Below are 14,317 nucleotides of genomic sequence, written 5' to 3'. Positions count from 1 at the left end.
GTAACCGCCTTGCCGTTTAGCCTCATCGCTGAGAAAGATCACCTGGCGTTACCTGACGATGTTGAAGACGCCTATCCACTGGCTTTAATGCAGGCTGGCATGCTCTACCACAGTCAGCTTCATGCCGCCAATGGCATGTACCACGATATTACCAGCTATCACCTGGAAGCTGCTTTCAACCCGGCCTACCTCCAGCAGGCATTGCAGATGCTGGCCGCGCATCATCCTATCTTACGAACCTCTTTTGATATCAATAATTATAGTGAGTTCTTACAATTCGTGCATAAAGAGGTGTGTATCCCGCTCTTTATCCACGACATTTCTGCCTTATCTGAAGAGGAGCAGCGCGCCACCTTGCTGCGCTGGCTTGAAGAGGACAGGCAGCAGGTGCTCAATCTTGCGGAAGCTCCACTGTTACGGGTGACGATTCACCTGCGCGGCCAGCATTCATTTCAGTTTTCACTCACCTGCCATCACGCGATCCTGGATGGTTGGAGCGTTGCCTCATTGGTGACCGAGCTCTTTACGATCTATCTCAAGCTCGTACAGGGCGAACCAGACGTTGCTGTGTTGCCGCTCACCCATTCTTATCATGAATTTGTGGCCATGGAGCGCAGGCAGCTGGCCTCTCCCGATGAGGGTGCCTACTGGCAGGAGAAGCTGGCGGGCTACAGTCTTACCCCTCTGCCCACCTGGCCGTCCACGGAGCCCGAAGAAGAGGATGTGCCCCAGTTCACCTTCACGCTCAATCCCGATACGGCGCGAGCCCTGAGGAAGCTGGCGCAGCAGCTCACAGTTCCCTACAAAAGTGTGCTGCTCACAGCCCATCTCGCCGTGCTCTCCACATTAAGCGGGCAGAGCGATATTCTCACCGGACTGGTCTCCAATGGGCGTCCTGAGACGATGGACAGCGAGCGTATCCTGGGCCTGTTCTTGAATACACTCCCGCTGCGCTGTGATCTCAGCGGCGGCAGCTGGCGCGAGCTCATTCAAGCCGTTTTCAAACAGGAGCAGGAACTGCTGGCGCATCGTTGGTATCCATTGGCAGAGATACAGCGCCGCCAGGGCGGAGGCGTCCTTTTTGACGCTATCTTTAACTATACCCACTTCCACGTCTACAAAGACCTGCTCTCATCCACGGCGGCTTCAGATATGAAAGTGCTCGGGCAGCATGGTTTTGAGCGCAACAATTTCGCCCTCAGCACGAATGTGATGGTGGATCCCATCTCGGACCAGATTCGCCTTTCTCTGCAAAGCAATGGTGAAGCCTTTAGCACGAAGCAGCTGCAGCGGATTGCCGAGTATTATGCGCGGACCCTCTCCACGATTGCCTGCGATGTCGCGGCTCCTAGCCAGGCACGTGATGTGCTGTCCGATCAGGAGCACCGCCTGCTTCTGCAGACCTGGAATGCGACGGAGCAGCCTTACACCTGGGATACGAGTATCCATCAGCTCTTTGAGGAGCAGGTTGAACGCACGCCACAGGCACCGGCGTTGCACTTTGACACGACGCATCTTTCCTATCAAGAGCTCAATCACCAGGCCAATGTCCTGGCACACCATCTCGTACAGCTGGGGATAGGACCCGGAATGCTGGTTGGGCATTGTATGGAGCGCTCAGCCGGAATGCTGGTCGCGTTGCTGGGCATCTTGAAGACAGGGGCGGCCTATGTGCCGATCGATCCCGATTATCCTCAGGATCGCGTCGCCTACATGCTGGAGGATAGCCAGGTTCCGGTCATCATCACACAGCCCTGGCTGGTCGCCAGCTTGCCGCCTCATCACGCTCAGGTGGTCTGCCTGGAAGACCTTGACTTCGAGGCGGGGGCACCCAATCCAAAGGTGCCATTTGATCCACAGCAGCCGGCCTATGTCATCTATACCTCCGGCTCAACGGGCAAGCCCAAGGGGACGATCCTGCCTCATCAATCGGTCGTCAACTTCTTTGCCAGCATCGCCAACCGTCCCGGGATGACTGCTGAGGATCGCGTTCTGGCTGTGACCTCGCTCTCCTTCGATATCGCGGTCCTTGAATTGCTCTTGCCCCTGACTGTGGGCGCGCAGGTGTTTGTCGTGAGTCGCGCGGTGACGACTAATGGGGCTGATCTTTTGCACTGGCTTGAGCAGGTCAGGCCTACCCTGATGCAGGCGACGCCGGCGACCTGGCGCATGCTGCTGACGAGTGGCTGGACGGGTGAACAGCAGCACGTCCAACGCGCGAGCTTGAAAATGCTGTGTGGCGGCGAGGTTCTGCCACAGGAGATCGTGCGGCCGCTCCTTGAGCGTGGCGCCAGCTTATGGAATATGTACGGGCCAACCGAAACAACTATCTGGTCAACGCTCGATCAGGTGGTTGATGAGCGCGAGGTGCTGATCGGCCGGCCGATAGCCAATACCCGGATATATGTCCTTGATGAGCATCTGATGCCAACGCCGGCAGGAGTAGTTGGCGAATTGTACATCGCGGGTGATGGCCTGGCCTGGGGATATCGCCAGCGACCGGAGTTAACCGCTGAAAGATTCTTGCCTGAGCCGTTCGGTGTGCATCCCGGTGCGCGCATGTATCGTACCGGCGACCTGGCTCGTTGGAATACGGCTGGCAAGCTGGAATGCCTGGGTCGAACCGATCGGCAGGTCAAGCTACGCGGCCATCGCATTGAGCTGGGTGAGATCGAGACCGTCCTGGCTCAGCATCCGGCGGTACAGTCCTGCGCGGTCATCGTCTATGAGGTCTCGGCGGGCAATCAACAGCTGGTAGCGTATGTAGTGCCAGAGGTGGGTATGGCTCCGACCATGGTGGAGCTACGCCACTACCTGCGCGACGCTTTGCCTGAATATATGGTCCCCGGTACCTGTGTCCTGCTGGAGAGCTTACCACTTACGCCCAATGGAAAGGTTGATCGCAAGAATCTGCCAGCTCCGGTGGAGGCATCAGAGTCACAGTTGCGGCAACTGGCGGCTCCCCGCAATAGCTTTGAAGAGCTTATCCTGGCACTGTGGCGCGAGATTCTGGGTTATCAGCAGGTCGGTATCGAGGATAACTTTTTTGAGATCGGCGGCCACTCGCTGCTGGTGAATCAGCTCATCGCACGTCTGCGCGCCACCTTTAATGTACAGATCTCGATGCGCGCTATCTTTCATGCCGTCACGGTGGCGGACCAGGCGGCGCTGATCCAGGAGCTGCTGCAGACAGAGCAGGATCTGTTGCCATCGCCTCTCTTGCCAGTCTCACGCGATGAGGCCCTGCCGCTCTCATTCGCCCAACAGCGTCTCTGGCTGCTGGACCAGCTGACTGAGGGGAGCAGCGCGTATACGATGCCATTGATCCTCAGATTGCAGGGAGAACTGGACGAGTCCGCATTGGAGCGCGGCTTGCAGCGGATCGTGGCGCGCCATGAGGTTCTGCGCACCATCTTCCAGAGCCGAGAGGGCCAGCCGGCCCAGGTGATCTTGCCGGTCTCGCCTGTTCATGTGCGGCATCAAGACCTGCGTGGATGCGGTGGAGTGGAGCGCGAGCGGGAGCTTGCAGATCGCATCCAGCATGAGCTGAGGCAGCCCTTCTCGCTGTCCCAGGGGCCACTGCTGCGCGTGAACCTGTTCTGGCTGACCGAGCACGACTATGTATTGCTCATAACGGTGCACCACATCGTCTGGGATGGCTGGTCAACGGAGATCTTTGTACATGAGCTAACGACGCTGTATAAAGCCGAGCACGAAAAGCTGGATGCGCAGCTTCAACCACTGCCGATACAGTACGCGGATTACTCCAGCTGGCAGTGTAACTGGCTGCAGGGCGCCCGCCTGGGTGCCCAGCTGGCCTACTGGAAGTCCCAGCTGGTGGGTGCGGAGACCTTGCAGTTGCCGACTGACCATCCAAGACCAGCTGTACAGACGCAGCATGGTGCGACCATCCTGCGCCATCTCCCGATCTCATTGGCTGCGCAATTAAAGCAGCTTGGCCGGCAGGAAGGCGTCACGCTTTTTATGCTGCTGCTAGCATCATTTCAAACCCTGCTCAGCCGCTACAGTGGACAGCATGATATCAGCGTAGGCACCCCGATCGCCAATCGCGACCAGGTGGAGCTGGAGGGACTGATCGGCTTCTTCGTCAATACCCTGGTGCTGCGGAGCGATCTCTCAGGCGATCCCACGTTTCGTCAACTGCTGCGGCGCGTGCGTGAGACCACGCTGAACGCACACATGTATAAAGAGGTCCCTTTTGAGAAGGTTGTTGAGGCCGTACAGCCCGAGCGCGATCCCAGTCGCTCACCCCTCTTCCAGGTCCTCTTTAGCCTGCAGAGTGGTCTGCAGACAAACCGCGTGAATGAAGAGGTGGCGGGCCTGGCCATCAGCCCATTTGAAGTGACAGGCCAGACGTCACGCTTCGACTTGAGCCTGGTCCTGGGCGATAGTGAGCAAGGCCTGAACTGCGCGATTGAATACAATACGGACCTGTTTGAGCAAGCGACCGTTGAGCGTATGTTCGCGCACTGGCAGAACCTGCTGGTCAGCCTGGTGGGTGACCCATCACAGCGACTCAGCCAGCTGGCGCTGCTCTCAGAGGATGAGCGGGATCAGCTGCTACATGGCTGGAATGATACCAGGAGTTCGTATACACCGCGTTGCTGGCAGCATATGTTTGAGCGTCAGGTGGAGCGTGCACCACAGCAGCAGGCCCTGGTCTTTGGTGAGCAGAGCCTGAGCTACCGGCAGCTGGATCAGCGCGCGAACCAGCTGGCCCATTATCTGCTGCGACAGGGCATCAAGCGTGGTGATCGCATCGGGGTGTGTGTTGAGCGCTCCTTTGAGATGGTTATCAGTATCCTGGCCGTTTTGAAAGCCGGAGCCGCCTACGTAACCCTTGATCCGGCCTATCCTGTGCAGCGCTTGAAGTATATGGTTGAGAATGCGCGCATCCAGCTCATTCTGAGTAATCAGGCGCTTGCCCGGCAGCTTTCTTTCGATCAGGCGCAGCTGCTGCTGTTGGACCAGCTGGCACCGTCCCTGATACAGGAACAGGACAGCGCGCCCCAGGTAGCGGTGGATGCGAGCGACCTGGCCTATATCATCTTTACATCGGGTTCAACGGGGAAACCCAAGGGAGTTCTGGTCCCACACTATGGCCTGGCCAATCTGGTTGATGCCCAGATGGCGGCGTTCGCGCTCACGCCAGAGGATCGCATCTTGCAGTTTGCATCGATAAGCTTTGATGCATCGGTCTGGGACATCGTTGGCGCGCTGTGTACCGGCGCGACCCTGTGTCTGGCGCAGGCAGATGAGCTCCTCTCTACGCATACTCTGGTTGATCTGATCTGTCGGCAGCGCATCAGTATGGTGACCCTGGCGCCATCGATGCTGGCGCAGTTAAACCCCGAAGATGTGCCGGACCTGGCCAGAATCGTGGTGGTCGGTGAAGCCTGCTCGGAGGAACTGATGCGTCGCTGGACCGATCCAGAGCGGCGCCGCTTCTATAACGCGTATGGGCCGACCGAGAGCACGATCTGTGCCACGATCATGGAGTGTACGCCACAGCTCAAGCGCCGGCCGCCGATTGGCACGCCGATTCAGCGCTTCCAGATCTACCTGCTGGATGCTGGCTTGCAGCCGGTACCGGTGGGCGTGCCCGGTGAACTGCACATCGCGGGTGTGGGCCTGGCCTGGGGCTATCTGGAGATGCCAGAGCTGACTGCCAGCAAGTTTATCCCCGATCCTTTCACGAGCGAGCCGGGTGGACGTCTGTATCGCACCGGCGACCTGGCCTGCTACCTCCCTGACGGAAACATAGAGTTTTTAGGGCGTATCGACCACCAGGTCAAATTGCGTGGTCTACGCATTGAGCTGGGCGAGATCGAAGATGTCTTAAACCAGCATGACGCGGTCCAGGAAAGCCTGCTCATGGTACGGGAAGATCGGCCGGGTGATCAACGCCTCGTGGCCTATCTAGTTGGACCCGGGCTACAGGCGACGCTCATTCCTGAGCTGCGCGCGCTGGTGCGTGGACACCTGCCGGAGTACATGCTGCCCTCCGCCTTTGTGATGCTGGATGCCTTCCCTCTCACGCCCAATGGAAAGATTGACCGCAAGGCCTTGCCCGCTCCTGAGGCGGTGAAGACCGAGGCGGGGGAATCGCTGGTCGCGCCGCGTACCGAGCTCGAAGCACAGCTGCTTGAGCACTGGTGTGCTGTGCTGGGGCGCGAGCGGATCAGCATCCATGATAACTTTTTTGAGCTGGGCGGCCACTCTCTGCTGGCCACGCAACTATTGACGCGGTTGCGCAAAGCGGGGATGGAGCTCTCACTGCGCAGCCTGTTTACCGCTACCTCCATCGCGGACCAGGCCGCTCTGATCGATGGCTTCATGCGCCGCAATGAGCAACCTGCACAGTTGCCTACCCTGACCGTCGTGTCGCGAGACCAGCAGTTGCCGCTCTCATTTGCGCAGCAGCGGCTCTGGTTCCTGGATCAACTGCATCCCGGTGATAGCGCGCAAAACATCCCGTTATTCCTGCAACTGGAAGGGCCGCTCAATCAAGAGGCGCTAGCCTGGAGCGTGCAGGAGATCATCCGCCGCCATGAGAGTCTGCGTACAACCTTCCCAACCATTGATGGGGAGGCCATACAGCGTATCGCTCCACCTGCCACCAACTTTACGCTGCCAGTGCTGGATCTGAGCGTTATGGAAGAGGGACAGCAGGAGCAGGCGGTCAACGAGCTTTTGCGACAGGAGGCTGCTCGCCCCTTCAACCTGGCTCAGGATAGCCTCTTGCGTACACTGCTGGTAAAACTGCAGCCGCACAAGCACCTGTTCCTGGTCACGATGCATCACATCATCACCGATGGCTGGTCAATCGGGATCTTCTCTTCCGAGGTGCAGGCTCTCTACCAGGCGCGCAGCCATCAACAATCGTCTCCATTGCCAGAGCTGACCATTCAATATGCCGATTTCGCTGCCTGGCAGAGGCAGTGGCTCCAAGGGGATGGCTGTGCCGAGCACCTGGCGTACTGGCAGCAGCGCCTCACAGGCGCGCAGGCCTTTGAGTATCCGCTTGATCACCCGCGTCCGGATGTCAGCAGCCACCGTGGGGCCAACTATGTGTTTACCCTCTCCGAGGATATGACACGAGCCTTGAAAACCTTTAGCCAGCAGGAAGCAGCCACCATCTTTATGACGCTGTTAACGGCCTTCAAATGCGTGCTCGCGCGTAAGACAGGGGTTGAAGACATCGTCGTTGGAACGGACATCGCCAATCGAACGCGCCAGGAGACCGAGGCGCTGATCGGTTTCTTTATCAATCTACTGGCCTTGAGAACGGATTTGAGCGGGGAGCCTTCGTTCCGCCAGGCCCTGGCTCGCGTACGCGAGAATGTTCTGGGTGCCTATACCTACCAGGATCTGCCCTACGATGTGCTGGTTGATCGCCTGCACCTCAAGCGCAGCTATGGCCGTACACCGCTCATCAATCTACTCTTCGTGCTGCAAAATACTCCTGATGGCTCTATGGGGACGCATAGCGGGCAGGACGATAGCTTGCGTATCTCGCAACTGCCCAATGACGTAACCAGCTCAAAGTTCGACTTTGCTGTCTTTATGGCTGAAACGGCCGAAGGAGGGATGACAGGCTCGATTACCTATAGTACAGACCTCTTTGAGGCTGCGAGCATGCAGCGCCTGGTGGCAGCCTTTGTGCAATTCCTGCAGGCAGCACTGGCACAGCCTGATCTTAAGATCGCAGACATTGTGATTTCTGCCGATATAACGCGCGATGCGCGTAGCGTGCCTGGAAAGGGCTCTGTGCTGGGGAATAGTGAGCAGAGCAGGCAGGAGCGGCGCGCTGCGAGCTTGCGCAAGTTAGGCAGCATCAAAGGGAAGCGCACCCAGCTAACCGACCTTTAAGTGCTATCGCAGATCGCGAGGATTCACCACTCGCGATCTGCTTGCTACCTTTTTTGATCATCCTGAGTAAAACAAAGGAGCTACAAATTTATGGAAACGTCGCAGCTTCACGCCTCGCCCCTATCCGTTCAGCAGGCGCGTCTATGGGATTTCTATCAGCATAATCCGGTCTATCATGCAGTAGGTGCGATCGAACTGAGCGGTCCGCTGTCCCTGGATCTCCTTTCCCAGGCGATAGGGCGTGTCGTCGAGCGCCACGAAATTTTGCGTACCTCTTTCTATACGCCACCGGGGATGGATGTGCCGATGCAAATTGTGGGGAAGCCCAACTATGGGTATCAGGTTACCTCCTTGGAGCACCTGTCGCCGTCTGAGCGGCAGAGCTTTATCGATGATCTGCTGCTGCAACTACGCGCCCAGCCGGCCAGTATTGGTCAGATGCCATGTCTGCGCTGCCACGTTTTGACCCTGGATGCGGCTCGGCATATGCTCATCGTCAGCCTGCCAGCTTTCTGCGCCGACCGTAAGACTCTGCAGCTCCTGGGTGTGGAATTGCAGCAGGCGTACGACAGTCTGCAGGTGCCGGAAAAGGAGGAAACGGAGGAGGAGGAACCGCTACAGTACATCGACGTGTCCGCCTGGCAGAACGAGTTGTTGCAGGAAGAAGACGCGGCCGAACATAGTATGCTCTGGCAACACCTGGATCTGTCCGCGCTCGATACTTTCTCCATTCCCGGTGCCACTGCATCTGAGGAGACCGCCTTCCTGCCACAGGTGCGGCAGATCCCCTGCTCCACTGCGCTGCTGCCGGCATTGGAGGCGCTGGCGAATGAACAGCAGGTGCCGGTCGAGCATATCATCTTATCCGCCTGGTATCTCTTTCTCGCCCTGTATACCAATCATGAAGAGATCATTGTTGGCGTGGGCAACGATGGTCGCACCTATGAAGAGCTTGCCAGTATCCCTGGTCTCTACACCCGCTTTGTGCCGCTGCCGGCTATGGTTGAGATAGGAGAGACATGGACCCATCTGATGCACCAGATTAGCCGTACATACGACAACGCTTTAGAGGAGCAAAACTATTTCTCCTGGAGCCAGCATGATCAGGAGGTGTGCAGGCAGTTGCCGGTGCAATATACCTATGTGCGCGAGCACAATGTCGCTGGCGAGGAGCAGGGAGGTTCGGTGACATTCTCGTTGCGTTTCTGCTATCAATGTAGCGAACCGTTTCACCTGAAGCTAGAGGCGATCCATGATGGGGATGGCCTGAGTTTGAATCTGCATTTCGCGGCCAACTGTTTCCCGTCCCATGAGGTCACGGCGCTAACGCTGGCATTTAGTACCCTGCTGGAAGATGCGCTCGCCCGGCCTGAGGCTCCAATGAAGAGCCTGCGCCTGCTCCAATCCTGGCAGGAGCAGCAATTGCGCGCCCGCTTTCAGGGTCCCACGATACAATTTCCGGCCCTGAGCCTGGTGCAGCTGTTTGAGCGGCAGGTGATAGATCATGCTGACGAGGTGGCGGTCCTGCACAATGGTGTGGCGCTGACCTATGCTGAGCTGAACCGACGCGCCAATCGCGTCGCGTACGCTTTGCTGGGTCAGGGTGTGGGACGGAATACCGTGGTGGCTCTCTGCGTTGAGCGGTCGGTTGAGATGATTGTCGGGCTGCTCGGCATCCTCAAGGCTGGTGGAGCGTACATGGCTCTGGACACCCAGTTGCCGCTGCAGCGCTTGCACTATCAACTGCAGGATGCCCAGGTGACAACCGTCGTGACGCAGAAACATTTGTGCCACCTGTTCATGGATTATCCTGTTCAGCCTCTCATTCTTGAACATTCAGAGGAGAGCGACAATGATGAGCTGGCTGGTGAGGTGCCTCTGGACCTCCAGCTGACGGACCTTGCTTATGTGATTTATACATCCGGCTCAACTGGAAATCCGAAGGGTGTGCTTATTCAGCACGCAAGTGTCAGTAACTATATACAGAGCTTGTGGCAGCAGCTGGCCTGGCAGCCCGGCTGGCACTTTGCCACAGTCTCAACGCTGGCGGCCGACCTTGGCAATACTGTCATCTTTGGCTCGCTGGTGACCGGTGGGTGCCTGCATATCCTCGATTACGAGATCGCCACCTCGGCCGCGCGCTGGCGTCAGTATCTGCGGCAGCATCCGATCGATGTCTTAAAGATCGTCCCGTCACATCTGAACGCTTTGCTGGCCAGTGATAGCGCTGTCGATGATGCCAGCGTCTCCTTGCCGCGGCAGCAGCTGATTCTGGGCGGAGAGGCCCTGGGCCGTTCACTACTGGAGCGCCTGGTGGAGGTGCAGGCTCCATGCGAAATTATCAATCACTACGGCCCAACTGAAACCACCATCGGGGCGCTGGTCAATCGTCTCGGCCATGTCCAGCAGATCGCCCAAGGTCAACACGGGGAGGCGAGCGTGCCGATTGGGAGCCCTATTGGCAATCTTTCCGTTGCCGTTATGAATGCGGGCGGCAATATGGTACCGGTAGGGGTGGCGGGTGAGCTGTATATTGCGGGCGCTGGACTGGCCCAGGGATACCTCAATAAGCCAGAGCAGACGCAGGCGAAGTTTTTGCTGAAGCGGTGGGATGGGCAAGAGGAGGTGCGTTATTACCGCACAGGTGATCTGGCCCGTTACCGCTCCGACGGCAAGATCGAGTTTCTGGGCCGGGCCGATGGCCAGGTCAAGATTCGCGGCTATCGCGTTGAGCTGGGTGAGATCGAGCAGGCGCTGCAGAAGCATGAGCTGGTGCAGAAATGCGTTGCCCTGATGCAAGAAGGACAGCCAGGTGGGCAGAAGCTGGTGGCCTACGTAGTGGGGGCGCCATCCTCCATCCTGACCGAAAAAGAGCTGAAGACCTTTCTGCGTGAGCGCCTGCCAGCGTATATGCTGCCCCAGACTATTGTGCAGCTCGCCTCGCTGCCGTTGACGCTCAATGGGAAGATAGATAGCAAGAAACTGCGTGAGCAGGAGCCCATCAAGGCGGAGAGCAGCGAATCCGTTGAGATAGAGAAGACCTATGTGCGACCACGTGATCATATCGAGATGCGCCTGGCTCACATCTGGTCTCAGATTCTCTCGGTGCATAAGATTGGTGCGCTGGATGACTTTTTTGACCTGGGTGGAAACTCTATCATCGCGGTACGCTTGATGTCGTTGATTCATAAGGAATTCCAGTGTGACCTGGCGCTTTCAACCTTATTCAAGCATCCGACCCTGGCCGCCTTTGCCCGTATCTTGCGGCGCGACGTGCCAGAAGAGGCGCCCTCAATCGTTGTGCCGCTGCAGACGCAGGGTGATCGCCTTCCGTTCTTCTGCGTCCATCCTTCGGGCGGGACCGTGTTTCGCTATCAGGCCTTTGCCCACGCTCTGGGAAACGCGCAGCCATTCTATGGACTGCAGGCGCCTGAGGGGGATCAGGGAAGCCTGAGCCTGGAGGCGATGGCTGCCCAATATGTGGGGGCCATACGAGAGGTCCAGCCTTCGGGACCTTATCAGATCGGTGGCTGGTCGCTGGGTGGCGTGGTCGCTTTTGAGATCGCGCAGCAGCTCACCCGGTTAGGGGAGCATGTCGCGTTGCTGGCCCTGATTGATAGCAGTGTCCCGCCTTCCATGCTGACGGAGCAGCCCTTACCTGCCGCTGCCACCAGCTCCATCAATGATCAGGTGGTGGCTGATGTCCTGCGGGAAGAAGGAGTTTTGAGCTTAAGTGCGGAGGATCTGGCGCGCTATGAGCCCGGGATACAGCTGGAGCATGCCTGGAATCAGGCCAGGCAGGCGAATCGCATTCCCGCAGATACCGGCTTTGAGCAGTTCCGACGCCTTGCCTATATCAACTGCCGCAACCTGTTAGCCGTCAAGTACTACAGGCCAGAGGTGTATCCTGGTGGCATCACCTTCTTCCGTTCAAGTGAGGTCCTGGAGTGGAGCAAAGGAAGGCTGAATACGGAAGGAGCTGCATCACCGCTCGCACTGACGGGTGGTTGGGAACGTTTATCCCAGCGAGAAATTATCGCCCATATCGTACCGGGCCCACATAGCGAGATGGTCGACGAGCCATATGTACAGGAACTGGCACGCTTGCTCTCGTCCTTACTCAGCACACAATCTCAAGGTATCAAGGCCGCGTGAGCGCTCCCACATGGGCGACCGCGTAAGCGGCCGCCCTGGTTTTGTTGAGAGGCTATATGGTTTCTGGAGAAATAGAGAAGAAACTGGATCATAGAAGAGGATGAATGCAGATAGAGGGAAGTGTAGTATGCAGGATCTGTATAGGCGACTGAATGAGCCTGGGTTTTCTCTCAGTGAGTGGGCCTGCAGGCATAGAAAAGACGTTGGTATCATCTGCTAGCCATGCCAGAAAGATGAGAGCTGCTGGAGTTGCTGTTCACGCAATGGGAGCTCCCAGACGATACGGTTCGGAGTGAGGGATCGGGTCTGTACTTTGTGAAAGTTGAAGCGGGCAGCCAGCTTATCCGTCTCTTGATTGCTGGTAATGGTATAGACCTTGTCAATCAAGTAACCATTGTTATGGAAAGAGACTAATAAATGAAAGAGGTGGGAAACAAGCAGGCCCGCATAAAGATTTCTGAGATGATGAGAAAGAAGAGGATCAATTGCAAGAACATCAATATAGAGATGGAAACGTTCAAGGCGGGTAAATGGTAGGATGTTATCCAGGGTAATATTACGCTCAACCTGTTCACCATGTAAAAGTTTTTCCAGAAATTCATCCGTAAAGCGAAAGAGTGAGAAATAACCAACGACCTTGCCATGCGCTTTTAGAGAATGAAAGGTGAACTCACACTTTTCCTGGAAGGCGATGCGTTCAGGGAGAGGGGTAATAAAATCTTTGCCAAAGACACGAATACCAATCTCCATCTCTTCTTTTTGTTCTTCAGGGCTGGAATGGCTGAAAACGATATCCTGAAATTGCTCAAAAACGGTCTGCATCGAAAGGGCTAAGGCATCAATATCCCTTTTGGGGTACACCCCCTGTTTCATTCCTGGGAGGACAACCTTATGGATGATACCTTGCTTCACCTTGCGGAAGAAAGCTGCTCGAGAAAAACCTAGCTTTTGCTGTGCCTCAGAGGCTGTGTAATACTGTTGGGGCATATGTTGCTATGTCTCCTTTTGGCATAAAGCAGGATATTTCCTGTTGCCTTTATTATAGCATGCATTGTTTTTAATGTATACAATAGTGGAAATAATTCAACTTTATCTTCCATGGTTTGAATGCTTTTATCGACAACCAAACGGCCGCATGCTATCAAAAATACGTAATATTCACTAAATCTAAAATAGAATCTCTATTTCTTGAGATTTACCTTTGATTCTCGCGTGAGAGAGGAGGGCAATGGTTTTCTTGAGCATCAAGTTTTTCAAATAAGCTGCTATAGTAGCAAACATATGTACTGATTTCCAAAAGTTTACAAAGTCTCTGTAATGTGTTATATTTTAATATGGTAGATTGTAGGAGAGAAAGGCTGACCCATGACTGATCAATATTATACAGCTTCAGAAGCGCAGCAGCGACTAGGCTTATCAAAAGCCATGTTTTTCCGCAAAGTGAAGCAGGGCTTCATCAGAAAAGTAGTTCCTCCTGGTATGAAGCAAGGGGTGTATCCTCGCCGTGATATTGATGGGCTGGCGTTGTCGATGCAGATGCTGTTTGAGCAAGATCAGGGCATTACCTTCGGCCGTTCAATGATCGCCGACCAGATTGAAGAGTTGGAGATCGGGGCGCGCGCTTTTGGACGCAATTTTATTACACCGTTGCCGGAGCGGATCCTGTTCCAGCAGAAAAATGAATTTACCTTTCATTCGCTCAAGGTGGAGGGAACGGTGGTTGGCTATATCTCGATGTTTTTTTTCTCTGACGAAGTGTTGGATCAGCTCCTGACCGGTAAAAAAATTGAGCGTGAGATTAAAGTGAGCGATGTGCAGCCTTTTCCGCGCCTTGAGCCCTTTACTATTTATATCGACGTGATGGTCATTGATCCAGCTCTCAGTAGCCACCTGCGTACATTATTTGCCGGCATCCTTATTTCTCGCTTTGCTGATCTGCTTTTACATTTAAGAAGCAACGGCTATCTGTTCGATAAGATTTACACGGTGACCTCCTCAAGTGCGGGCGAGAAGCTGGTACGAAAGCTGGGGTTTCAAGAGCTGGAGCACAAATCCCTGGTGCCAGCCAGGGTGCCCTTTGTTGTCCCCTTTGATCAAGAGCACCTCCATGCGTTACAGGTGCAGCAACACAAAGTTTTAAGCTTTGCGCGTCGCTAGTGATCTCACCGCTATTTTATCTACGACGCTGCATAAAAAGTATATTCCTGTGTATAAAAAATGCCCTGCCCACATAATACATCCTTTCCTATTCAGCATCTATACTCGTACA

At 55.8% G+C, this 14,317-nt stretch carries 4 protein-coding genes; 3 read left to right on the top strand and 1 reads right to left on the bottom strand.

What is annotated here, in order from left to right:
• Positions 1-9 precede the first annotated feature (9 nt).
• Positions 10-7,893, top strand: coding sequence for an amino acid adenylation domain-containing protein (locus tag AABA21_RS03815; RefSeq protein WP_479430357.1), 7,884 nt, complete (start codon positions 10-12; stop codon positions 7,891-7,893).
• Positions 7,894-7,983: 90 nt separating this feature from the next.
• Entirely contained in the window at positions 7,984-12,048 is a 4,065-nt protein-coding gene (locus AABA21_RS03810) for a non-ribosomal peptide synthetase (protein WP_338247658.1), read from the top strand.
• A gap of 216 nt (positions 12,049-12,264) precedes the next feature.
• Here the strand turns inward: AABA21_RS03810 and AABA21_RS03805 are convergent, their stop codons facing one another.
• The gene (locus AABA21_RS03805; protein ID WP_338247657.1) at positions 12,265-13,035 is read right to left on the bottom strand and encodes a helix-turn-helix transcriptional regulator; all 771 of its coding nucleotides are present in this window, start codon (positions 13,033-13,035) and stop codon (positions 12,265-12,267) included.
• Between the two features lie 378 nt (positions 13,036-13,413).
• Between AABA21_RS03805 and AABA21_RS03800 the strand changes: the two genes are divergently transcribed.
• Positions 13,414-14,205 carry a helix-turn-helix transcriptional regulator gene (locus tag AABA21_RS03800; RefSeq protein ID WP_338247656.1) on the top strand — a complete coding sequence of 264 codons (792 nt, stop codon included), beginning with the start codon at positions 13,414-13,416 and terminating at the stop codon, positions 14,203-14,205.
• The last annotated feature ends 112 nt before the right edge of the window (positions 14,206-14,317 follow it).

The sequence above is a fragment of the Dictyobacter halimunensis genome (genome assembly GCF_036245075.1).
The sequence above is the reverse complement of the archived record's forward strand: the minus strand, read 5'-3'. Positions and strand labels throughout refer to the sequence as shown.

Bases quoted from the DNA above. Each gene is read 5' to 3' on its own strand.
- AABA21_RS03810 (WP_338247658.1), top strand. From the start codon at position 7,984: ATGGAAACGTCGCAGCTTCACGCCTCGCCCCTATCCGTTCAGCAGGCG.
- AABA21_RS03805 (WP_338247657.1), bottom strand. From the start codon at position 13,035: ATGCCCCAACAGTATTACACAGCCTCTGAGGCACAGCAAAAGCTAGGT.
- AABA21_RS03800 (WP_338247656.1), top strand. From the start codon at position 13,414: ATGACTGATCAATATTATACAGCTTCAGAAGCGCAGCAGCGACTAGGC.